Origin of the sequence: Pseudonocardia abyssalis (genome assembly GCF_019263705.2) — a bacterium.
GTDB lineage: Bacteria > Actinomycetota > Actinomycetes > Mycobacteriales > Pseudonocardiaceae > Pseudonocardia > Pseudonocardia abyssalis.
Genome location: NZ_JADQDK010000001.1, coordinates 3,279,195 through 3,302,097, shown reverse-complemented (window position 1 = coordinate 3,302,097; position 22,903 = coordinate 3,279,195). Strand labels below are relative to the sequence as shown.

Sequence of the window (22,903 nt, the reverse complement as noted above, 5' to 3'; positions counted from 1 at the left end):
TTGCCTCTCTTCAGGACTGAGCTGTTCGGCCCCGACACTCTCTCATCGGGCCCGATCGGGTCCGCACCCGGCACTCGGCCGGGGTACGCCACTAACGCTGACGGGTGGAGTGGTGCCCGTTGGTGACCGGCGGGGCGCCTGCCGGGGGAGCGGGGCGACGCACGACCGGCACCGCCATCGTCCGGTCGGGTGCGTTGTCGAACGCGGCCAGCCGCGGACCGGGAACACCGGCGACGGGCCCCGGTGGCAGCAGCCGCCGCTCGACGGGGGCCACCGCGGAGCTCAGCCGCACCCGTCTCCCCGCGACCTCGCCCGCACGGGCCGCCGCGAACAGGCCGGTGAGCAGCCAGCACAGGTACACCGTCTGGGGTTGCAGGAGGCTCCCGGACAGCACGAAGTACACCGTGGCGGCCATCAACCCCAGCGTGGGCGACGGGACGTTGCGCAGCAGCACCGTCAGGATGAACGTGAGGAACACCAGGGCCGTGGGCACGCCGTACTCGCCGATGTACTTCGGCAGGGCGGGGTAGTTGACCAGCAGGCCGGTGGGGTTGAAGAACTGCACGTCGCTGTCGACGGTGCCGGCGCCGCGCCCGACGAGGAACACGCTCTCGTCGCGGCCGATCGCGTCGGCGATGACGACGTAGGGCGCGACGAACCGCGCGTTGCCACTGGACCCGCTGGTGGAGCTCTCGCCGGTGCGCTCGGCGAGCAGCGCGCCGACCGGGGTGAGGCTCACCGCCAGCCCGACGAGGAACGCGGCGGTGAGCGCGCGGGCGGTCCACCGGCCGCCCCGCCGGATGGCCAGGATGACCAGCCCGACGCCGAGCAGCGCGATGCCGGTGCCGGACACCGTGGCGAGCAGCGCTGCGCCGAACAGGGCGAGGCGGCCCCAGCGCTTCCCGTCCGTCATGAGCTGGATGATGATCGCGATCGCCAGGAACTGGGACGCGAAGCTGGGCTCCAGGAAGACGAAGCCGTTGGCCTTGAGGATCGGCGAGCCGTAGTAGATCGGGTACGTGGTGTTGTACTCGGTGAAGATCAGTGCCTTGGGCAGGTAGGTGTCGAACAGGTCGGTGTAGTTCAGCCCGGCGAGCTGTACCGCCGTCTGCAGCAGGCAGAAGACCGCGCCGACGACCATGATCCGCTGGTAGAACTCCAGCACCCGGGGGAACTGGTCGCGCAGCCGGTCGGAGACGCGGAAGCACAGCGGGATGTAGAGGACCAGGAGCAGCAGCAGCGAGGTGAACGACGGCGCGGGTCCGGACCCGGCCGAGACGACCACGGTGCACAGCAGCGACGCGGCGACCGCGGCCAGGTAGAGCGCGACCCGTGTGACGTCCGCGACCAGCTGCCCGCGCGCGGCGAGGCCGATCAGCACGACGAACGCGATCGGCAGGGCGATCGAGACCACGGTGCCCGGCACGACGAACCGCTGGAACAGCGTGATCGTGACGATCAGGAGGTAGACCGACGCCAGCGGGACGCGCTCGGCGATGCGGGTGATCCGCCGCGGGGTGGCGGGCGGGGAGCCGAGCCGCCGCTGGGCCGTGCGCGGCTGCAGGGCCCGCGGCGCGACGACGGGCAGCAGTTGCGTCCGCCCCTCGTCGAACGGCCCGTCCGGGTCGCCGAACCGCCCGTCAGGCACGCGCGCGGTCCTCCTCGACGACCATGTCGCTCTCGTACGCGTTCTCCCGGCCCCCGGAGCGGTTGTCCTCGCGGAGCCTGCGACGCGGGGCGCGCACCAGCACGTACCCGATGGCGGAGATCCCGGCGATGCCGATGCGGCGGCCCATCTCCTGCGCGTCGTCGACGGAGGTGTCCTCGTCGAGGACCAGCACCACGCCGTCGACGCCGCGGCCGAGCGCGAGGCCCAGCGAGCGCTCGGTGAGGGGAGGGCCGTCGACGAGGTTGAGCACCGAGCTCTCGCGCAGCCGCTCCATCGCCGCGCGCAGGACCTGCGGGCGGGCCGCGGCGCTGGTCGGGGTGGGCGACCAGTCACTCAGCGGGACGACGCCCAGCTCGGCCTTCGCGACGCGCCAGGTACGCAACGACGCGCTGATCGGGGTGGCCAGGTTGGCCAGCCCCTCCAGGCCGCGACCGGGGCTGACGTCGGTGAGCGAGGAGATGCCGCGCTCCTTGCCGCCGCCGTCGACGAGCACGACCGGGCGGCCCTCGCGGGCGGCGGCCAGCGACACCGAGACGGTGAGCGCGGTGGTGGAGAGGTGGTTCTGCCAGCTCAGGAACAGCACGCTGGGCCGACGGATGCCCTCCAGGCGCACGTCGATCGCGGTGAGCACGTCGTTGGCCGCGCGGAAACGGTCGGACGACGAGTCGGCGTTGACCAGGTCGGAGATGGCCCGCGAGCCGGGCGCCGGGTACCGCGAGAGCAGCGGCGCGCCGAGCATGAGGTCGAGGTCGGCCACCGACGCGGTACCCGCCTTGCGCTGGTCGCGCAGCAGGTTGACGCCCGTGACCAGGAACAGCCCGATCAGGCCGCCGATCAGCGCGTTCTGCAGCGGCAGCGGGGCCGATGCGCTCTCCGGCAGGATCGCGGGCTCGACCGCGGAGACACCGTCGCCGTAGGCCGCGGCGCGCAGCCGGATGGCCTGCTCGGTGGCTCCGTCGGCGGCGGCCGCGGCTGCTCCGGCACCGGAGGGGGCGTTCGCGGTGATCGCGGCGACGGCGTCGTCGGCCTCGGTGGCGACCCGCTGGGCCGCGACGGTGCGGTAGGAGTTGGCGACCGCGTCGGCGATGGCCTGCGCCTGCTCGGCGGCGGGGGCGACCGCGGTGATCGTGACGTCGCTGGTCTCGGTGCCGGCCACGGCGGTGACGCTCTCGCGGACGTCCTCGATCGGGACGGCCACGGCGTCGGCCGCGGGCTGCAGCACGTCGGAGGTGAGGACGAGCGCGGCCTGGTTGGCGACGAACCGGACGGCGTCGTCCCCGCCGCCCGCGGCGTCCGGGCTGAACGGCGCGGTGGCCTCGAAGAAGACCATCGACCGGGCGGTGTACTCGGTGGGGAGGAACTGCGAGCCGACGTAGCCGACGACCGCACCCACGACGAGCCCGGCGGCGATCGCGACCGCGTGCGTGCGGACCGTGGCCAGTACCCCCGATCTCGTGCGCTCGGAGGTGGAGTCGAGCGGGACGTCGGGCACAGGTGGCTCCTTCGGGCGTGACGGGCCCGACGCCGGGGATCGACCGGGCGGATCCCGTGACGACGGGGTGACCGTCGATCCGCGTGATCAGGCGTCGGTCGGCCGCCATGATAACCAATCGTGCTCGTCGGCCGGCCGGTCGTCACCCGAAGGCGGCTCCGACGGGGCAGGCGACAGGATGTCGGGGTGGATCCCGACACCCCCGGACACGTCCGAGCGCAGCACTGGCTGGCGATCGCCGAGGAGACCTTCGCCCCGGCCGACTCCGGGGGGCGGGTGGAGTCGCTCAACCAGCTGCGCGCGGCCCACGCGGCCGGGATCGCGCTGCACGTCCTCGTACCCGGTGTCGACGACACGGAGCTCGACGCGCACCGCGCGGCACTGCCCGGGGTGCCGATGACGGCGATCCCGCGCCGGACCGGGCCGATGTCGCACCTGTCGACCGCGCCGTACCTGTTCGCGTCGCGCCCGCTGCCCGCGGGGCTGGCCGCGTCGCTGCGCGGGGAGGGCTTCACCGCGGTGCTGGCCGTCAGCTTCCGGGTGACGCACCTGGCCGTCGCGCTCGCCGGGGAACTCGGCGTGCCCGCGGTCGTGCGCCCGCACAACATCGAGTCCGCCTACTTCGCCCAGCTCGCCCGCAGCTCGCGTTTCCCGCGCAACCTGCCCTACGCCGCAGAGGCGTGGAAGCTGCGCCGCGCCGAGGCCGCCGTGCACGCCGACCCGCGGATCGCCGTGTTCGCCGAGATCGCCGAGGAGGAGGCCGCGACGCGGGCGGGGCTGACGAGCACCCCCGTGATCCACGTGCCGCCGTTCCTGCCGCCGCAGGACGGGGCGCAGCGGGTGCACCGGACCGGGCCCGGGGGCACCGTGCTGTTCCTGGGTGCGCTGGACAACGCGAACAACTCCGGTGGCATCGGCTGGTTCGCCGAGCACTGCTGGCCGGGGTTGCGCGCCCCCGGCACCGACCTGCACGTCGTCGGCCGTCGGGCACCGGCCGCGCTGGTGGCCGAGCTGGAGGCGGCGGGCGCCCGCGTCACCGTCGACGCCCCGGAGGTGGCCTCGCACCTCGCCGCGGCCGACGTGTTCGTCAACCCGGTCCGGCACGGCGCCGGCATCAACATCAAGATGATCGAGGCGATGGCGGCGGGCCTGCCCGTCGTCTCCACCCCGGTCGGGGCGCGCGGGCTGCACTGGCGCGACGGGGAGCACCTGCTGGTGGCCGACGGGCCGGCCGCGTTCACCGCTGCCGTGCGCGCCCTGCTGGAGGACCCCGCCCGTCGCGCGGCCGTCGCCGACGCGGGCCGCCGGTTCGTCACCGCCGAGCTCGACGGCGTGGCGCAGATCAGGCGACTGGTCGGGGCGCTCCCGCCACTGCCGGTGCACTGAGCCCGAAGATGTCGTCGTACTGCGCGGTGACGACGTCGCGGCCGTAGACCGAGTCGAAGAACTCCACCGCAGCCTTGGACAGCTGGGTGTTGTGGGTCCGGTCGATCATCTCGTCGATCAGGTCGGGCCAGCGGGTGAGGTCGTCCTCGACGTAGCAGCCGCCCTGGCCGTCATGGGTGACCGGGACGCCCTCGACGGAGACGGTGGTGGCCAGCGTGGGCACGCCCCGCGCCAGCGCGTCCAGCATCTTGATCTTGACGCCGCTGCCGAACCGGAGCGGCGCCAGCGACACCGTCGCGGTGGAGAACACGTCGTCGAGATCGGCGACGAAGCCCTCCAGCACGATGTTGGGGGAGTACCGACCGACCAGGGAGAGCAGCGCGTCGCTCGGGTCCTTGCCGATGATCCGCAGCCGGATGTCGGGGTGGCGGCGCACGAGCTCGCCCATCGCCGCGCGGATGAACGAGCAGATCGCGTCGTCGTTGTGCGGGATGTTGAGCCGGCCGAGGAACACCAGCTCCGGCGGGTCTGCAGGGGCGCGCGGTGGCGGGGTGACCGCGGGCAGCATGCCGTGCACGACGCGGACCCTGTCGGTGCCGGCGAGCCGGCGCAGGCGGTGCACCTCGTCGATGTTGACCAGCAGGCTCTCGTCGAACCCGTGCACGACCCGGGCCTCGGCCCGGCGGATGCGGTCGCGCTCCATGCGCAGCACCGGCCGGTAGACCGCGCGGTGGCGGATCAGCGCCCGCAGCGGGGCGGGCACGTTGGCCGCGAACTCGCCGAGCGGGTTGATGTCGACGTCGCCACGCTCGTCGACCGCGAGGATCCGGTCGTAGCGCACGGAGAAGAGGTCGTCGAGGTAGAGGATCCGGCGGCGGCCGCGGGGGGCGTCGGGGGCGTGCTGGCCCAGGCGCAGCGTGTCGTAGACCTCGATGTCGGGCCGCAGCCACGCGACGAGGTGGTGGATCTGGTCGCGCAGGCTCGCCGCGCCGAACATCGCCTCCTGCACCGTGTAGGACCGGTCGGTCGGTACCCGGCGGGCGAGCGTGGCGAGCTGGCTGAGCGCGCCGGGGCGGTCGAGCCGGTGGGCCACGCCGGGGAAGTCGGGTCGGGGGCCGCCGGGCGAGTCGACGATCGCGTAGTGCACGTTCTCCGGGCCCAGCCGGTCGACGAGGTACTGCAGCAGGCCGTGCAGCACGACGCGCTTGCCGTTGTCGACCGGCACCGGCGCCGTCGCACTGATGATGAGTGCGGTCTCGGGCATTCCGCTCCAGGTGCGTCCGGGGTCGTCAGGTCCGTGGGCGTCCACCGTACAGCCGCTCGACTTCCGGCCCCCGCACGACGTGGACGCTCACGATCGGCTCATCATCCGTCACCTGTCCGGGACCCTTCCCTGACGTGATGGACGTGTTGCGTGGTGTCCTTGCGTGACGACATCCTGGCTGGGCGTCACACAGCGTCCGTTCGAAGGAGTATCGAGGTTGGCCCCCTCTCGTTACATGTCCACCGGAGAAGGGAGGTCCGCGTGACCCTGCGGATCGTCTACCGCTCCTACGGCGGCGACAACGAGAAGGCCCGGCCGCCGTACTACGGCAAGGTGCTGGCGCTGCGTTCGCTGCTGCGCGCCGCGGACGCCGTCGACTGCGAGATCGTCTTCCTCAACGACGGCCCGGTGTCCGACGCGGTGCTGGACCTGATGTACGGCCGCGGCGAGATCGTCGAGCTGCCGGGTCTGGGCCTGTTCGGCTCCCTGACGACGGCCCTGCGGCTGCCCGACGAGCGCGGCTGGCCCGACGACGACGTCGTCTACTTCTGCGAGGACGACTACCTGCACACCGCCGACGCGCTCGCGCGCCTGCAGGCCGCCACCGAGCAGCTCCCGGCCGACTACTTCGCGCTCTACGGGACCCTGCCCGCCGAGCGCGCGGCCGGTCAGGTGAGCGACCCGTCGCACGTGGAGCCCCGGGGCTGGCGACCGGCCGAGCGCCTCGTCGGCGACCAGGAGTGGGTGCGGGTGCTCGGCACGACCAGCACGTTCGGGGTGCGTGTGGCCACGCTGCGCGCCGACATGCCGATCGTGCGGCAGGCGAAGATCCCGCACAAGAACATGTACCGCGACTGGGATGTCAGCCTCGCCTACCAGGGATTCGAGCCCTACCGGTGGGGCGGGCTGCTGCGCGACCTCGTGCTCCTCACGCCGGCGGGTTCGCTGAAGGACCGCGTCCGCTCGGCGGTCCTGGCCCCGTTCAAGATGGGGATGAACCTGCGGTCGCACCGCCGCACGGCGAACCGGCGCGTGCTGATGGCGGCGTCGCCCAACCTCGCGACGCACCTGGAGACCGAGTACCTGGCCACCGGCCGGGACTGGGCCCGGGTCGCGAAGGAGACCGAGGAGTGGGCGGAATCGCCGCGATGAGCCGCAACACCTTCGACGTCGTGATCGTGGGCGGTGGATCGGCCGGCTGCGTGCTGGCCAGCCGGCTCAGCGCCGACCCCGCCACGCGCGTGCTGCTGCTGGAGGCCGGGCGGCCCGACCACTGGTGGGACCTGCTCGTCGAGATGCCGGCGGCGATGGCGTACGCGGTGGGCAGCCGGTCGCACGACTGGCGGTTCGAGTCCGAGCCGGAGCCCCACCTCGACGGCCGCAGGCTGGTGCACCCGCGCGGCCGCGTGCTGGGCGGGTCCAGCAGCATCAACGGCGTCGTCTACCAGCGCGGGCACGCCGCCGACTACGACCGCTGGGCGGCCGAGCCGGGCATGGAGCAGTGGGACTGGGCGCACTGCCTGCCCTACTTCGCGCGCCTGGAGAACAGCCGCAACCCCGCCGCCGGCCCGACCCGTGGTCGCTGCGGGCCCCAGGACCTGGTGCCCGCACCGCTGGCGAACCCGCTGTTCGACGCGTTCCTCGGGGCCGCGCGCGAGTCCGGCTACGCCGTGACGGGAGACGTCAACGAGGAGCAGGAGGCGTTCGGCGCATTCGACCGAGCCGTGCGCCGCGGGCGTCGCGTCTCCGCGGCGAAGGCCTATCTGGGCCCGGTGCGCGGGCGCCCCAACCTGTTCGTGCGCTGCGAGTCGCACGTCACCAAGGTTGTCTTCGAGGGGCGGCGCGCGGCCGGCGTCCGGTTCCGCGAGGACGGCGGGCCCGAGGTCGACGTGCACGCGGGAGAGGTGATCCTCGCCGCGGGTGCCATCCAGACCCCGCAGATCCTCCAGCTCTCCGGCGTCGGCGAGGCCGGGCACCTGTCGGACCTGGGGATCGACCCGGTGCTCGACCTGCCCGCGGTCGGCCGGGGCATGCAGGACCACCTCGGCATCCACCTGCAGAACCGCTGCACGCAGCCGGTGTCGATGATGACGATGCGCCACCGGCACCGCTGGCCGGTGATCGGCCTGCAATGGCTGCTCGCCGGGCGCGGCCCCGGTGCGTCCTCGCAGATCGAGGCGGGCGGCTTCGTGCGCACGGACCCGTCGCTGGAGCACCCCGACCTGATGCTCGCCTTCGCGCCGATCGCGACGCGCACCGACCCCGCGTCGGTCGTCGACGAGCACGGCTACCAGCTCTACCTCATGGCGGCCCGCCCGGAGTCGCGCGGCACCGTCACCCTGCGCTCGGGCGACCCGACCGATCCACCGTCCATCCGGTTCAACTACCTGTCCACGCAGGCCGAGCGCGACTGGTGGCCCCGGGCGATCCGGGTGGCCCGCGACCTGCTCGACCAGCCCGCGTTCGCCCCGTTCGACGGCGGCGAGACCGTGCCCGGCCGCGGTCTGGCCACCGACGAGGAGCTGCTCGGCTGGGTGCAGGCCAGCGGCCGCACCGGGCTGCACCCGACGTCGTCGTGCCGGATGGGCACCGGCGAGGACGCGGTCGTCGACCCCTCGACCATGCGCGTGCACGGCCTCGACGGGCTGCGGGTGGTCGACGCGTCGGTGATGCCGTCGATCGTCAACGCCAACACCTACGCCCCGGTCATGATGATCGCCGAGAAGGCCGCCGACATGATCCTCGGGGCCACGCCGCTCGCCCCCGCGCCCGGCGTGGGCGGCAGGGTCTGACCGCAGCGGGTTGACACTGACGTTACGGAAGACCGTGCTAGCTTTCGCGCCGTGATCCAGAGAGCTCGGCCGATCTGACCATGCCCGACGCGCCAGGCCCCGATCCCGCCACCAACCCGATACCGATCGTCGCGCCGCCCGGTCGCCGCCGCAGGCTGGTGATCGCGGCCGCACTGGCGCTCGTCGTGCTCGTCGGGGTCGTCACCGCGGTCGTCGTGAACCGCGAACCGGCCCCCACCGGTGGTGGTGGCTCCACGGGATCGCCCCCCGCCGCCGACGGGATGGGCACCGACGTCCCGATCACCGTCGAGGGCGACCGCATCCTGCGCAACGGTGAGCCGTGGTGGCTCCTGGGCTACAACTCCTTCGTCTGGTCGGGCAACTGCGGCGACTCCGAGGAGCGCATGACCGCGGAGCAGGTCGACGCCTGGTTCGCCTCGATGCGCCACGACGGCCACGGCGCGGTGCGGCTGTTCTTCTTCGAGAACTGGGACCTCGACCGGCTCGACGCCGCCGTGGAGTCCGCGAAGCGCAACGACATCTACCTCACGATCACCCTCGACGACGCCATCGCCGGCTGCGGTGAGTCGGAGAAGGGCGAGGACTGGTACGACGACCAGGGCGAGCGCGACGCGTTCCGGACGCACATGACGTCGCTGCTGGAGCGCTACCGCGGCGAGACCACGATCGCCTGGTTCGAGTACTTCAACGAGCCCGACTTCGCCGACGGGCGGCTCCGCGAGTTCTACGACGAGATGGGCGCGGCGGCCGACGAGGTCGACCCGGACCGGCTCTTCGCGAGCGGCACCATCGCCCCGTACGCGGTGGGCGAGGACTCCGACTTCCTGAGCCTCAACGAGTCGCCGGGCGTCGACATCGCCTCGCTGCACGAGTACGACGAGAACGAGGTCGAGTCCAACCACGGACCGGACACGCGCGCCAACTCGGCGGGCAAGCCGGTGATCGTGGGGGAGTTCGGGCTCTACGCCTCGGAGTCCGGTGAGGACTGCGAGCGCGACTTCGCCGAGCGCGCCGAGCAGGCCGGGTCGAAGATCGCGGCCTACACGACGGGCGAGGGCTACGCCGGTGCGCTGATGTGGGCCTGGCAGCCGGGTACGGAGAACGCGTCGGAGTGCGAGTACGGCAACCTCGACGTCGACCCGACGATCCAGGATCTGCTCCGTACCTTCACGCCCTGAACGGGCCCGGCGTCCAGGACTTGAAGCGCAGCGCGGACGACTCGACCCAGGTCCAGCTGGCCAGCGCCAGCGCGAGTCCGCCCGCGAGCGACGCCGCCGCGTAGAGCGGCAACGGCCACGCCGCGGCGCCGACGAGCAGCAGCATCGCCTGCACGGGCCACGCGTAGACGTACAGGCCGTAGGACAGGTCGCGCCGCGACCCGATGCGGTGCAGTCGCGGGCTCGCGCCGGCCAGCAGCACCAGGTAGGCGACCGCGGCCGGGGCGATCACGACGTAGACCAGGGTCGAGGCCTCGGGGGTGGTGGCCATCGAGGCGAGCACGACGGCCTGGACCAGCACGAGCACCGCGACGGCACCGCCCGCCGGTCCCATCGGCAGGCGCGGGCCCACCCGGGCCGCGACGGCGCCGGCGAGGAACATCGACCCGAACCGCAGCGCGATCTCCAGCGTGCTGCTCCGGCTCGTCAGTACTGCGCCGTCGAGCAGCTCGGACAGCGCGAGCAACCACACGGCCGCCGCGACGGCGAGCAGGGGCCAGAGGCGGTCGCGCAGCAGTCCCAGCGCACCGAGTGCGGCGACCGCGAGGTAGCAGGCGAACTCGTAGAACAGCGTGTAGAGCGACCCGTTGACGGCCTCGCCCCCGAACACGCCCGGCACCTCGTACTGGCGGACGAACAGCGCCGCGTTGTCGACGACGTAGGTCAGCGCCGACTGCTCACCGGTCCACGGGAACCCGGCGAGCGTCCCGAACTCCAGCAGGCTCGCGACCGGGAGCAGGACGAACGACGAGACCACGAGGCAGGCCCAGAAGCCCGGCAGGATGCGCAGGCACCGCCGCCAGAGGTAGCGGCCGGTGGACGGCGAGCTGAGCCAGCTGCCGAGGATGAGGAAGCCGCTCAGCGCGAAGAAGCCGTCGACGGCCATGGTGCCCATGTCGACGTCGCCACCGGTGAGGTGGCCCACCGGGTCCTCGTAGCCCTGGAACTTGAGCGAGTGCGAGATCAGGACGATCCCGGCCAGGGCCAGGCGGAGGGCGTTGACGCTGTTGCGGCGGGGTTCGAAGGCCTGCGCGAGGGGAGTGCCGCGCAGGGCCGTGGGGTCGCGCAGGATCGCGGGACCGGGTGTGACCGTCGGGGCGTCGATGATCGTCTCCTTCCGCAGATGCCTACTCTCACGTGAGAGTAGACTTACTCGGACGGAGGTGTCCGGGCGGGTATCGATCACGTGGGGTGAGCGCTGTTCGGCCGGCCGGGTGAGCGGGGACCGTCAGGTGAGTCTCTGCCGGGCGTCGCCCGAGGCGGGATCCACGGGAGCGGGGTCCGGCGCGCTCAGAACACCGCTGGTGCGGATCTCGTGGCGGAGCGGCCGGTCAGGAGCGCGGGTGGCCGTTGCGGCGCGAGGCGTCGGGGTGGTCGCCGTCGTCGGGGGAGGGGACGCGGTCGCGGTCGGTCTGCGGGGCGGCGGCGTCGCCCGGTCCGGGGCGGGTGTCGCCGTTGCGGCCGCTCCCGTTCCCGTTGGTGGGCCGGCCGTTGCCCGACCCGTTCCCGCTTCCCGACCCGTTGTGGGGGGAGCCGTCGCCGCGGTTCTCGTTCGACGAGGCGGGGGCGGACCGTCCGGTGGCGGGGTCGGGGCCGGTGGGCCGCGGCGGGCCCTGGTCGTCGCGCGGGGTCGGCCGAGGGGCCCGGCCGGGTTCGCCGCCCTGCGGGGCCGGCGGCGGGCCGGGGTACGGGCGCGGACCGGCGGGACGGTCGCCGTTCGGGCGAGGGGCCCGGGTAGGCCCCTGCTGGGCCGGCCCCTGGACCGGACCGTGCTGGCCCGGACCCGGCTGGGCGGGACCGTGTTGGGCGGGACCGTGTTGGGCGGGACCCGGCTGGGTCGGACGCGGAGGCATCGGGGCGCCGGGGCCGGGACGTCCCTGCTGTCCGGGGCCTTGCTGTCCGGGGCCCTGCTGTCCGGGGCCCTGCGGGCCCTGGGGGCGGTAGGCCCCGGGGCGGTCCGGACCCGGGCCACCGCGGTGACCGGGACCGGCGCCGTCGGCACCGTGGGGGCCCGGTCCGTGGGGGCCGGGGTTCTGCGGGCCCCGACCGTTCGGGCCTGGTCCCTGCGGGGCGAACGGACGAGGCCCGCCCGGACGCGGTGCGGGGGGACGCGGTCCGCCGGGACCCTGCTGCCACGGCCCGTTGCCGGGCGGACCCGGCGGTCGGCCGTACGGCGCACCCGGGCCGGGAGGCGGTCCGCCGGGGCCGGTGGTGAGCGGGCCGTAGGGCCCGGGCCGCGTCGGAGCCGGCCCGGACCGCATGGGCATGGGCTGCGGTACCGGCTGGGACACCTGCGGTGGCCGGGGCTGCGGGGTGGGCGGGGCAGGGGGCTGCTGGGCCGGGGCCTGCTCGTCCGGCGCCGGACCGTCGACGGGTCGCGGGGACGGCGGCCGGGCCCGGGTGGCCTGGGTGGCCTCCGCGTCGGCCGGGGTCCTTGCGTGGGTGACCTCCGTGGCCTCGACACCCGACCCGGCGGCGGTGGGGACCGCCTGCGTGGCCTCTCCGTCGGAGGGCGCTGCGGCCACGGGCGACGGCGGCCGGGGGGTGGGGCGCGGACCCGGGCGGGGCGACGGCGAGGGTGCGCGCGGCTCGATCCGCGGCATGATCATCGTGGCCATCTGCGCGGAGGAGATGTCGTCCATGAAGTGCGCGGCCGACGGGGTGCGGGAGGCGACCCTCGTCGTGTCGTCGACGGTCGGGTCCGGATCGAGACCGGCCTCCTCGTCGAGCAGGTCGCGGCGCTTCTTCAGTTCGCGCCACAACCGGAAGAACCAGAACGGGATGACGACGAGGTTGGCGAGCGCGAAGCCCCACTGCGCGCCCTGGGCCCCGGCCAGCGTGACGCCGCCGACGCCGCCCAGGAACGTGAGCGAGCCCAGGACGATCTGGATCGGCAGCGTCGACGACGCGCGGTCGATCGCGTAGAGCATGACGACCGGGCCGATGGTGCCGCAGGCGAACACCTGCGCGACGACGGCCGCGAAGAGGATCTCCGAGGTGCCCTGCCACGTCTCGTCGAGCAGGAAGATGCCGACCTGGTCGGGCACGAGGAGGAAGAACGCGCCCCAGCACAGGCCGAGGAAGGCCACCGCGCCGGAGACCCCGGCCGCGGCGATCAGCCACTGCCGGTCGGTCATGTTCTTGCGGCGGCGGGAGAACTCGGGGATCGCGAAGCTCAGCGCGGCCGAGGACAGGATCGAGGTCGGCCCGAGGATCAGCGCGGCACCGCGGAGCGAGCCGAGCGCCTGCACCGTGCCCACACCGGCGATGACGAGCATCGCGCCCTGGTTGGCACCGTGCGCGGTGGCGGCGGAGGCGAACAGGTAGCCGGTGAGGTCGCGGTGCTCGCGGAACCAGGCGGGCGCCTTGCGGGGGTCGGGCCAGGTGCCGGACTGCTTGATGCCGACGCCGACCGCGGCGAGGGCCGAGAGGCCCCAGACCAGCAGCAGCAGGCCCACGGACTCCATACCGAGCACGAGCAGTGCGGCGACCGCGGAGAGCTGCGCGATCGTCCACATGCCGTCGCTCAGCGCCGCGGCGGACGGCTTGCCGCGGGAGAAGAAGACGTACCGGTAGGAGTCCTGCACCACGACGATCGGCATCACCAGGGCCAGCGCGAGCAGCGCGGCCGAGGCGGGCCCGGAGAGCAGGAGCCCGGCGATGCCGCAGCCGATGCCGGCGGCGAAGCCGATCGTCAGCGCGGTGCCGGTGGCGTGCCCGGCGGAGCGGTGGCTCTCGGCCGCGTCGACGTCGGAGAAGCGGATGTTGAGCGGTGACGTGGCCAGGGCCCGGCTGCCGCTGATGACCAGGGCGAACACCGTGAACGCCACGGAGAACCCGCCGAAGGACGGGGCGTCGACCGAGTTGGCGACCATGAACGACAGGACCGAGTTGGTCAGGCTGACCAGCATCTGGTCGCCGAGGTTCCAACCGGCCCGCCGGGCGACCGCGGGGATCTTCACCATGCGCGCACGACACGGCGACATCGCAGGCCGTGAGGTCGTGCCGGCATGGTCATCTCCTCCGTCGCCCGGGTCGGCCCCGGGGCGCACTCTCCGCCGCCGTCAGGGTACCGGCCGTCGGAGCGGGCCGGACGGCGTGGGGAGGTGCCGTGCTCACCCGTTCGGTGGAACGGGGGCGACGGTCGGACCGGGGATCAGGCGCTACGGCGCCGGGTGTCGGGTCCGGGGGTGATGCGTGCCACGGGGGTGGTGGTCTCGACGGTCGTCGCGGCGGGCCGGCCCCGCAGGCGCATCCACTGCTCACGCGCGATCCGCGAGACACGGCGCCGCACCATGGTGCCCAGCATCGAGAGCGCCGGACGCGGGTCGCGCAGCGACACGATCCCGAAGTCGCGAGTGCCCCGCCAACTCCGGAACACCTCCCCCCAGGTCTGGTCGTGCGACGACGTCCGAGCGCGCACCGCCAGCCACTCGATGTCGGGGAGCATCGAATGGCGGCCGTCGACCTGCGCGGGCTGGGGACCGAGGGGGATACCCGCGGCGGTGGCGTAGAGGCGCCAGGACCCGTCGACGCCACACGCCTCCGCCACGCCGAAGGAGCCCGGAACGCGCACGTTGATCTCGATGAGGTAGAGCTCGCCCGTGCCCGCGTGGCGTTTGGTCTCGCACGAGGAGACTCCGAAGTAGCCGACGTGATCCAGGATCCTGCGGTTCATCGCCAGGGTGCCGGGAACCGACTTCGACGAGGTGAGCGAACCGACGCCGTAGTCAGGCGGCCACTGCCGGAGCTTGTGCCGGCCGTACTCGAGCGGATAGTCGCCGCCGCGCCCCCGAACGGTGACGGCACCTTCGAGTGCGGTCTCGTCTCCCGGGACCAACTCGGTGAGCAGGAACGCGACCTGGTTCTCGAGCAGGGCGTCCGCCATCGTCATGAGCTCGTCACGGGAGTCGACCTGCACCGTCCCGTGTCCGAGGATCGCCCGGGCCCGGTGGCCGAGGGCACCCTTCAGGACGCAGGGGTAGGTGATGGCGCTGTCGATGGCCTGCAGTTCGGTATGAGTCGAGATCCGGTGCATCCACGGTGCGCGCACGCCGATGTCAGCCGCGAGCTTGTAGAGCTCGTACTTGTCCATCAGCGCGGTGTGCACGCCGTCGGCGGATTCGAACGTGCGGATGGAGTCGGGCAGGGCCGAGCGGTTCGCACTGACCCATTCGCTCGCCGCGTCCGAGCCGCAGATCACCACCCCGCCACCGGAGTCGGCGAGGCACCGCATCGCGTCCAGCCACGCCTGCGAGTCGCTTCGGGGGTCCGGCATGACCTTGCCGTGCACTCCGCGGCTGGTGAGCATGTGGGAGTTGGCGGCGGCGGCCAGGAGGTGCACGTCGCACCCCCGGCGAACGAGGACCCGAGCCATGGTGAGGCAACCGTCGTTGGGATCCAGGAAAATGGCCCGCGGGTGGGTACTCGAATCTTCTGTCATGTGTTGTCCGGATCGTCCGTGTTCTGGTAGAGGGCGTTTGGGGCAACCAAGCTACACGCGCAGTCCGGGCACGACGCGGCGGGCGTTGCCGGCGTAGATCCCCTGCAAGAGGCCCTCGTCGAGCCCCAGTCCGTACACCGACCAGCGACCCTGCTGGGGCGGGTTCGCGCCGTAGTCGAAGTACTCGTCGGTGCTCTCCAGGAGCCGGAACCAGGTGCGGTACTGCTCGTCGCGGAACGGGAACGAGTCGGTGCCCCACAGCACGCGGTCGGGGTGCCGGGCGAGGAACGCGGCGGCGGCGCGGGGCTGGCGGCCGAGCTCCGCCTCGCGGGCGGAGAGGTCGACCGTCAGGTTGGGGAGCCGGTCGAGCATCCGCGACGCGCGGTCGAGGTCCTCCGCGGAGCTGGCGACGTGCGCGCCGACGAACGTGGTGCGCGGGTGTGCGGCCACGACCCGCTCGAACGCGGTGACGAGCTCGTCGTGGCCGGGTACGTCGCGGGAGCCGTGGTGCCAGTCGGGGTGGCGGGTCAGCTCCTCGAACCGCTCGTTGGTGCGGTCCACCGGCAGCCAGAACGCCCTGGGGTCGGCGGTGTGCATGAGGACCGGGAGGTCGAGGTCGGCCGCGGTCTCCCAGACATCGTGCAGGCGGGGGTCGTCGGGCTGCACGAGCAGCCCGTCGTGGTCGCGGACGTCGAGACCGAGGTCCTTCCAGACCTTGATCCCGCCCGCGCCCGCCGCCTTCGCCCGGTGCAGCATCGCCGGCAGCAGCTCCGGGAAGCGGCGGTCGGTGAGCAGCGACCAGTCCAGGTGGCAGAAGGTCAGGAACCGGCCCGGGTGCGCGCGGTCGTAGCGGTCGAGGTTGGCCTCGAGCTCGGTACCCCAGCGGCCGTCGAGGTTGACGATCGTGGCCACGTTCAGCTCGTCCATCGACGCCAGCAGCGCACCGACGTCCGGGGCCATCCACGCGTGGCCCTGGTTGAGCCACAGGCCGAGGTGGTTGTGGACGTCGACGGCCGCGACGCGCGCCCGCCGCACCTGCGTCTCGGCGGTGACGAGAGCGGGGCGCGGCGCGTAGCTGTGCAGGAGCTGGCGGCGCACCGCCACCTCGTTGCGGGCGAGGCCCAGGCGGCGTCCGACCGCGTGGACCACGCGCGAGGGCGTGATCCGGCGACTCACGCGCGCGGCTCGAGGTGGTGCACCTCGTAGTTGCCGTAGCGGGTGTTGCCGGCGACGTCGGGGAACACGCCCGCCTGGACGGCGGTGGTGAGCGAGGCCAGGTAGCCCTGCACGGTGTGGTCGACGGTGAAGCCCAGCTTCTCGGTGATCTTCGCGAACGAGACGCGGTAGTTGCGGGGGTCGGTGTCGCCCTCGCGGTAGGCCACCTCGGCGTCCGGGACGTGCTTCTGCACTTCCTCGACGATCATCCGCTTGGTGAAGCACTGCTCGGTGTCGCCGACGTTGAACACCTCGCCGCGGACCTTCTCCGGCGCGGACGTCAGCACCGTCATGACGGCCTTGGAGATGTCGCGGATGTGGCAGTACGGGCGCCAGGTGTCGGCGTCGAAGACGAGCAGGTCGGCGCCGGAGGCGATCTCCCAGGCGAACTGCGACACCGTCAGGTCGAAGCGCATGCGCGGCGAGAGGCCGTACGCGGTGGCGATCCGCAGCACCGTCATCGAGGCGTCGGTGTGCGCCGACTGCTTGAGCAGGTGCTCCTCGACCTCGATCTTCGTGCGTGCGTAGAGCGACTGCGGGTTGAGCTCGCTCTCCTCGTCGGCCAGCGACGCGGAGTCGTGGATGCCGTAGTTGCTGCACGTGGAGGTGAACACGAACCGCTCGACGCCCAGGCCGTCGAGCGAGTCGATGATCGCCTTGGTGGCGTCGGCGTTCACCTGCTGCGCGAGGTCCGGGTACTTCTTGCACACCGGGTCGCCGACCAGCGAGGCGAGCATGACGACGTCGGTGGCGCCGGTCGCGGCGGCCGCGAACACCTCGGGGTCGCGCAGGTCACCACGGTGCAGCGTGAGTCGGGAGTCGTCGAGCAGCGGGGCGAGGGAGAACCCGTTGTCGTAGACGAACTGGTCGAGCACGCGCACGGACGCGCCGGCGTCGAGCAGCAGCGGCACCATGACGGAGCCGACGTAGCCGGCGCCGCCGACGACGAGGACGGTGCGGTCAGTGAGATCGAAGGCCACGTTCGTGATCCTTTCAGAGGGCCTCGCGGAGCGAGGCCACCACCCGCTCGACGTCGGCGGGGGAGAGGCGGGGGTGCAGGGGCAGGGTGAGTTCGCGGTCGGCGAACGCGTCGGTGTGCGGCAGCTCGGTCGCGCCGAAGGCGTCGACGTAGCGGCTGAAGCGGTGCACCGGCGGGTAGTGCATCGAGCTCTGCACGCGGGCGGCCCGCAGCGCGGCCATCACGGCCGTGCGGTCGGAGCCCGCGGGCAGCAGGACCGGGAGGATGTGCGCGGTGCTGGTGTGCCCGGCGTCGAACGGCACCGTCACCGTCGGCAGTGCGTCGGCCAGTGTGGCGCGGTAGGTGGCGGTGAGCTCGCGGCGGGTCGCGTTCCAGCCGGGCAGCCGCTCCAGCTGGACGATCCCGACAGCGGCGCGCAGCTCGTCCATCCGGAAGTTGTGCCCGAACTCGACGACGTCGTAGCCGACGGCCCGGCCCCGGTCGCGGTCCAGGGTGCTCGCGGTCATCCCGTGCGCGCGCAGCAGCCGGATCCGGGCGAGCCGGTCGGGGTCGCGGGCGATGACCATGCCGCCCTCGGCGGTGGTCATGTTCTTGTTGGCGAAGAAGCTGAACGCGGCGGCGTCGGAGAGCCCGCCGATCTCCCCGGCCATCCCGGCGACGTGCGCGGCGTCCTCCAGCAGCAGTACGCCGTGCTCGTCGGCCAGCGCGCGCCAGGCGGGGAGGTCCATCAGGTAGCCGCCGTAGTGCATGACGACGATCGCGCGCGTGCTCGGCGTGATCTTCGCCCGGGCGTCGTCGAGCGACATGTGCGGGCGGTCCGGGCCCTCCAGGTCGACGAACACGGGGGTGGCCCCGGCGTGCACGACGGTGGCCGCGGTGGCGACGAACGTCATCGACGGGACGAGCACCTCGTCGCCCGCGCCGACGTCGAACGCGGCGAGCATCAGCGAGAGCCCCGCCGTGGCCGAGTTCACCGCGACCGCGTCCTCGACCTGCTGCACCCGCGCGAAGTCCTCCTCGAACCGGCGCACCCGGGGGCCCATCGCGAGCCAGCCGCTGTCGATCACCTCGGCCAGCGCGCGCTTCTCCGGCTCGCCCAGGATCGGCGCCCCCAGCTCGATCAGCGGGAGCGTGTCGGCCTCAGAGGTCAGCGACGTCATCGCCCATCCCGTCCATCATCGTCGTGAGCTGGGTCTGCGCCCGGCGGAGATCCTCGATGCGCCCGATGTCGACCCAGCGGCCGTCGTGCTCGTAGGCGTTGACCGGCCGGTCCTTCTCCAGCATCACCGCCATCAGCTGGTCGAAGCCGAACGGGCCGGTCGCCGGGATGTACTCGAACACCTCGGGGCTCATGCAGTAGATCCCGGTGCTGACGTGGAAGACCTCGGTCGGCTTCTCCTGGAACCCGACCACGCGGCCGCCGTCGTGGGTGATCACGCCGTAGGGGATGTTCACCGTCTGCGGCGTCAGCACCACCGTCAGCGGGCCGGGGCTCTCCTCGTGGAACCGCAGGACGCGCGTGAGGTCCAGGTCGGTGTAGACGTCGGAGTTGGAGACGAAGAACGGTCCGTCGAGCTGCTCGCGCAGGGCGCTGAGCGGGCCGATCGTGCCGAGCGGCTCGTCCTCGCTGAGATAGGTGATCGTGACGCCCCACCGGCTGCCGTCGCCGCAGTAGCTGCGGATCAGCGGGCCGAAGGAGCTGACGGTGATCACGACCTCGCGCACCCCGGCGGCGGCGAACTGGTCGAGCAGGTTGTCGACGACGGTGCCCTTGCCGAGCGGCATGAGCGCCTTCGGCAGCACCGTCGAGTACGGCGCCAGCCGCGTCCCGCGGCCCCCCGCCTGGATGACGGCCTTCACGTCCCCCACAGATACTCCGATCCTTCTCGTTGGTCTCACCGGCACGGGCCCCCGCCCGCGTACCGGTCGTGCGTGCGCCGTCAGGAGACGGGCGCGGGTGTCCGGCGGCGCGCCGGACCGGGTCGGTCCAGCCCCGCGAGCAGGTCGTGGATCGTGCGCGCGGACCGGGTGACGTCGAAGGACATCGCCTGCTCCGGACCACCCCGGGCGCGCTCGCCGAGCACCGACGGCTCGCGCAGGTGCCGCTCGATGGCCGCGCTCAGATCGTCGAGCGCACCGACCGCGACGAGGTCGCCGTAGCGGCCGTCCGCCAGGAGCAGGTCGACGCCGGTGCCGCACCGGGTGGCGACGATCGGGACGCCGACCGCGAGCGCCTCCAGGATCGTCAGCGGCATGCCCTCGGAGTTGGAGGACAGCACGAACAGGTCGGCCGTGGACGTGATCGGGTACGGGTTGTCGACGTAGCCCGCGAGCCGCACCGTCGCCTCGACGCCCTCCTCGGCGACGACGGCGGCGATGTCGTCGCGGATCGGACCGTCGCCGATGATCACCAGTCGGTGGTCGACGCCCGCGGCGAGCACCCGGGCGTGGGCCCGGACGAGGAGCGGGAAGTCCTTCTGGACGCTGAGCCGGCCTTGACCGACGACGACCGGCGGGGTGCCCGGCGGTCGCGGGTCGGCCGGGGTGCCGACGGGCGGGAGCGCGGCGGCCTCGCGGACCCTCGCCACGTCGATGCCGTTGACGACGACCGACACCCGGTCGGCGGGCAGGCCGTTGGCCACCACCCCCGGCACGATGCTGTCGGCGACGCTGATCGCGGCGTCGACGTGCGCGTGCACGTACCGGGTGAGCGGCTGGACGGGGCGCTTGACCCAGGTCGCGATCGAGTCGTCCAGGTCGGCCTGCACGAGCACCGCGAACGGGCGGCGGGCCAGCCGGGCCGCGGCGTAGCCGAGGAGCAGGCCGATGCCCGTCTCCGAGCCGGCGAGCACGACGTCGGCCCGGCGCGCCCGGCGGACGAGGCGGCCCAGCGCGGCGGGCCAGGTGTTGCGGAACCGGCTGTTGCGCGCGGTGAGGAAGCCGACCGGCACGATCGGGTCGACCGGGGCGAGCGCGACGTCGTCGACGTCCTGGACCGCCACGACCTGCGCGGGTGACCCCATCCGCCGCCACTGGCGTGCGTACTCGAGGGCGACGCGGACCCCGCCGTTGTCGCGCAGGGAGTCCGCGACGACCAGGATCGTGCAGTCCTCGGGCGGGTGGCCGTCGGCCATCTGCTCCGCCAACACATCCTCCTGCTGATCGGGCGAACGACTGCTCCCGACGAGCCGCTCGGCTCGCGTCGACGCCTGTCCAGTCTGTCAGCCGAAGGTGTGAGGCTCAGCTGAGGGCGGCCTAAGTCGACAGGTTCGCAGGAGCGCCCCGCCACAGGCCCGTGACGTACGCGGCGTGCTCGGCCGCGAGTCCGGTCCGCCCGCGCGCGCGGGCGAGCAGGTACCGCGGCGCGTACCCGAGGGTCAGGGCCAGCCGGATCCCCAGGACGGTGGCGGCGGGATGGTGCATCCGGACGTACCGGACGAGCGACGCGCCGCGCAGTCGGAGCATGTGCGTCTTGCCGTCGCCGGAGCCGCCGCCCAGGTGCGGTACCAGCAGGTCGGTGCGGACGCGCTGGCGCAACCCGGCCTCGCGCAGGCTGCGGCCGAACGCGACGTCCTCGTTGTAGACGAAGAACTGCTCGTCGAAGCCACCGAGGTCGGCGAAGGTCGACCGGCGCACCGCCATGCAGGCCCCGCTGAGCCAGTCGAGCTCGATCGGCTGTCCCGGTACCGGCCGGGCCCACAGCCCGGCCGTCGGGAAGACCTTGTGCGCGCCGACGGCGTGCACGAGCGCCCGGCGCGCGGTCGGCTCCCAGCCGCCGACACCGATCTCGACGCTGCCGTCGGGCAGCACGGTGGTCGCACTCACCGCGCCGAGCCCCGGGTCGGCGGCGACGTCGGCCGCCAGCGCGTCGAGGACGTCCGGGGTCGGCGAGCTGTCCGGGTTGACGAAGATCACGATGTCGTGGCTCGAGGTGCTCGCACCGAGGTTCGCCCCGGAGGCGAAACCACGGCCGGGGCCGTCGAGGTAGCGGACGCCGGGGCGCCCGGCCACGACCTCCGCGAGACCGTCGACACCGCGGCCGTTGTCGACCACCGCCACCGGACGCCCGGGCAGCGCGTCGAGGAGCCCCCGCACGAGTCCGGCGCTCTTGTAGGCGACGAGCACGATCTCGTAGTCGAGGCCCCGGGTGCGCGGGTCGGGATCGGTGGCTGTCGGGTCGGCTGACACGACGGGCAGGCTACCCGCGGCCCGTCACCCGAAGGTGCGCAGCGCCTCCTGGCTCAGCTCGTCCTGGTCGAGGTTGCTGATGTCGCAGCCCCCGGTGCCGGGCTGCCACGCCCACGCGAGCGCCCCGGCGTAGCCCGCGGCCGTGTCGGTGTATACCTGCGCCTTCTCCGCGATGAGGTCGGCCCGGCCGGCGTAGTCGACGTCGCACCCCGACCCCGCGGCGATGCCGTACTCGCCGACGATCACCGGCTTGCCCCCGGAGTTGGCACGCACCCCGGGCCCGTGGTTGGACTCGACCTCGTTCTCGTCGTACTCGTGCATCGAGGCGATGTCGACGCCGGGGGACTCGTGGACGTCGCGGAAGTTGTCCTCGCCGTCGAGCCAGTAGGGGGCGACCGTGCCGGAGGAGAACAGCCGGTCCGGGTCGACCGCGTCGGCCGCCGCGCCCATCTCGTCGTAGAACTCCCGCAGGGCGCCCCCGGCGTAGCTCGGCTCGTTGAAGTACTCGAACCAGGCGATCGCGGTCTCACCGCGGTACCGCTCGAGCAGCATCTCCATGTGCGCCCGGAAGGTGCCGCGCTCGCCGGCGTCGGCGAACCAGGACCCGTCCTTGTCGTTCTCGCCGCAGCCACCGATCGCGTCGTCGAGGGTGACGGTCAGGTACACCCGGTTCTCCCGGGCCGCGGCGACCGCGGCGTCGAGGCGGTCGACGCTCCAGCCGTCGAAGAAGAAGAGGCGGACGGCGCCGTGGCCGTCGTGGCGCATGCCCGCGAACCACGCGTCGACGTCCTGGGTCGACATCTTCTCCTCGTCGGTGCCGCAGTCGCCGGACCAGACGAAGGAGTTGTAGCCCAGGAACCACCACGGCTGCCCGTCACGGACGATCCGGTCGCCCTCGACGGTGATGGCGGGCATCGCGCCGCCGGACGTCGGGGCGCGGTCGGCGGTGGGGTCTGCTGCGGTGGGGTCTGCTGCGGCGGGGTCTGCTGCGGTGGGTTCGGCGGCGGGGGAGTCGCTCGTCCCGGACCGTGCGCGCGTGGAGGACGCCGGAGGGTCGTCACCGGGGGCGCCGGAGTGGAGTCCGGTCCAGAGCTGCGAGGGCAGGACCGCGGCCAGCGCCAGCACGACGGCGAGCGCCACCCGCCGTCCGCGCGGGGGCGGGGTGGCGGGTGGCGCCGGTCGTTCCAGGTGCTGGCTGGTGGGCATGGGTGGTCCTCGCTGGGCTCGTCGGCGGCGA

17 protein-coding genes are annotated in these 22,903 nt (G+C 73.1%); 4 read left to right on the top strand and 13 right to left on the bottom strand.

The window, feature by feature from the left end:
* Positions 1-91: 91 nt before the first annotated feature.
* Complete coding sequence (locus I4I81_RS16005; protein ID WP_218603025.1) at positions 92-1,648, bottom strand: hypothetical protein; 1,557 nt, start codon at positions 1,646-1,648, stop codon at positions 92-94.
* Complete coding sequence (locus tag I4I81_RS16000) at positions 1,641-3,161, bottom strand: P-loop NTPase family protein (protein ID WP_218603026.1); 1,521 nt, start codon at positions 3,159-3,161, stop codon at positions 1,641-1,643. Before I4I81_RS16000 ends, I4I81_RS16005 begins: the two co-directional genes overlap by 8 nt.
* Positions 3,162-3,347: 186 nt before the next feature.
* Here I4I81_RS16000 and I4I81_RS15995 point away from each other — a divergent pair, with 186 nt between their 5' ends.
* Positions 3,348-4,547 (top strand): glycosyltransferase family 4 protein, encoded by a 1,200-nt coding sequence (locus tag I4I81_RS15995; protein WP_218603027.1) that lies wholly within the window; start codon positions 3,348-3,350, stop codon positions 4,545-4,547.
* Here I4I81_RS15995 and I4I81_RS15990 read toward each other — a convergent pair.
* Complete coding sequence (locus I4I81_RS15990) at positions 4,504-5,811, bottom strand: glycosyltransferase (RefSeq protein WP_218603028.1); 1,308 nt, start codon at positions 5,809-5,811, stop codon at positions 4,504-4,506. The two genes, I4I81_RS15995 and I4I81_RS15990, sit on opposite strands and share 44 nt — an antisense overlap.
* A gap of 261 nt (positions 5,812-6,072) precedes the next feature.
* Here I4I81_RS15990 and I4I81_RS15985 point away from each other — a divergent pair, with 261 nt between their 5' ends.
* From I4I81_RS15985 to I4I81_RS15975, 3 genes are all read left to right on the top strand, one after another.
* A complete protein-coding gene (locus tag I4I81_RS15985) occupies positions 6,073-6,963 on the top strand; it encodes a glycosyltransferase family protein (RefSeq protein WP_218603029.1) in 891 nt (296 codons plus the stop codon).
* Positions 6,960-8,603, top strand: coding sequence for a choline dehydrogenase (locus I4I81_RS15980; RefSeq protein ID WP_218603032.1), 1,644 nt, complete (start codon positions 6,960-6,962; stop codon positions 8,601-8,603). Before I4I81_RS15985 ends, I4I81_RS15980 begins: the two co-directional genes overlap by 4 nt.
* Before the next feature lie 80 nt (positions 8,604-8,683).
* Positions 8,684-9,802 (top strand): cellulase family glycosylhydrolase, encoded by a 1,119-nt coding sequence (locus I4I81_RS15975; RefSeq protein ID WP_218603030.1) that lies wholly within the window; start codon positions 8,684-8,686, stop codon positions 9,800-9,802.
* Here I4I81_RS15975 and I4I81_RS15970 read toward each other — a convergent pair.
* The 10 genes from I4I81_RS15970 to I4I81_RS15925 form a co-directional block, all read right to left on the bottom strand.
* Positions 9,792-11,027 carry an acyltransferase family protein gene (locus tag I4I81_RS15970; protein WP_218603031.1) on the bottom strand — a complete coding sequence of 412 codons (1,236 nt, stop codon included), beginning with the start codon at positions 11,025-11,027 and terminating at the stop codon, positions 9,792-9,794. The genes I4I81_RS15975 and I4I81_RS15970 overlap by 11 nt on opposite strands.
* A gap of 145 nt (positions 11,028-11,172) precedes the next feature.
* A complete protein-coding gene (locus tag I4I81_RS31200; protein WP_218616142.1) occupies positions 11,173-13,806 on the bottom strand; it encodes a hypothetical protein in 2,634 nt (877 codons plus the stop codon).
* 191 nt (positions 13,807-13,997) lie between these two features.
* The gene (locus I4I81_RS15960; RefSeq protein ID WP_218605606.1) at positions 13,998-15,185 is read right to left on the bottom strand and encodes a carboxylate--amine ligase; all 1,188 of its coding nucleotides are present in this window, start codon (positions 15,183-15,185) and stop codon (positions 13,998-14,000) included.
* A 150-nt stretch (positions 15,186-15,335) separates the two neighbouring features.
* Positions 15,336-16,433, bottom strand: coding sequence for an amidohydrolase family protein (locus tag I4I81_RS15955; protein WP_218605607.1), 1,098 nt, complete (start codon positions 16,431-16,433; stop codon positions 15,336-15,338).
* A gap of 23 nt (positions 16,434-16,456) precedes the next feature.
* The gene (locus tag I4I81_RS15950) at positions 16,457-17,479 is read right to left on the bottom strand and encodes an NAD-dependent epimerase/dehydratase family protein (protein ID WP_218616141.1); all 1,023 of its coding nucleotides are present in this window, start codon (positions 17,477-17,479) and stop codon (positions 16,457-16,459) included.
* A gap of 13 nt (positions 17,480-17,492) precedes the next feature.
* On the bottom strand, positions 17,493-18,638 hold the full coding sequence (locus tag I4I81_RS15945) for a DegT/DnrJ/EryC1/StrS family aminotransferase (protein ID WP_218616140.1): 1,146 nt from the start codon (positions 18,636-18,638) through the stop codon (positions 17,493-17,495).
* Entirely contained in the window at positions 18,619-19,347 is a 729-nt protein-coding gene (locus I4I81_RS15940) for a nucleotidyltransferase family protein (protein WP_218605302.1), read from the bottom strand. Before I4I81_RS15940 ends, I4I81_RS15945 begins: the two co-directional genes overlap by 20 nt.
* A 71-nt stretch (positions 19,348-19,418) precedes the next feature.
* Positions 19,419-20,624 (bottom strand): glycosyltransferase, encoded by a 1,206-nt coding sequence (locus I4I81_RS15935; protein WP_218605301.1) that lies wholly within the window; start codon positions 20,622-20,624, stop codon positions 19,419-19,421.
* Between the two features lie 109 nt (positions 20,625-20,733).
* Positions 20,734-21,666, bottom strand: a complete 933-nt coding sequence (locus I4I81_RS15930; RefSeq protein ID WP_218605300.1) for a glycosyltransferase family 2 protein — start codon at positions 21,664-21,666, stop codon at positions 20,734-20,736.
* 24 nt (positions 21,667-21,690) lie between these two features.
* Positions 21,691-22,872: a cellulase family glycosylhydrolase gene (locus tag I4I81_RS15925; protein ID WP_218605299.1), complete on the bottom strand. Its 1,182-nt coding sequence runs from the start codon at positions 22,870-22,872 to the stop codon at positions 21,691-21,693.
* Positions 22,873-22,903: the final 31 nt, after the last annotated feature.

Coding starts and splice junctions, on each gene's coding strand:
- I4I81_RS15980 (WP_218603032.1), top strand. CDS start 6,960: ATGAGCCGCAACACCTTCGACGTCGTGATCGTGGGCGGTGGATCGGCC.
- I4I81_RS15925 (WP_218605299.1), bottom strand. CDS start 22,872: ATGCCCACCAGCCAGCACCTGGAACGACCGGCGCCACCCGCCACCCCG.
- I4I81_RS31200 (WP_218616142.1), bottom strand. CDS start 13,806: ATGGTGAAGATCCCCGCGGTCGCCCGGCGGGCCGGTTGGAACCTCGGC.
- I4I81_RS15990 (WP_218603028.1), bottom strand. CDS start 5,811: ATGCCCGAGACCGCACTCATCATCAGTGCGACGGCGCCGGTGCCGGTC.
- I4I81_RS15945 (WP_218616140.1), bottom strand. CDS start 18,638: ATGACGTCGCTGACCTCTGAGGCCGACACGCTCCCGCTGATCGAGCTG.
- I4I81_RS15975 (WP_218603030.1), top strand. CDS start 8,684: ATGCCCGACGCGCCAGGCCCCGATCCCGCCACCAACCCGATACCGATC.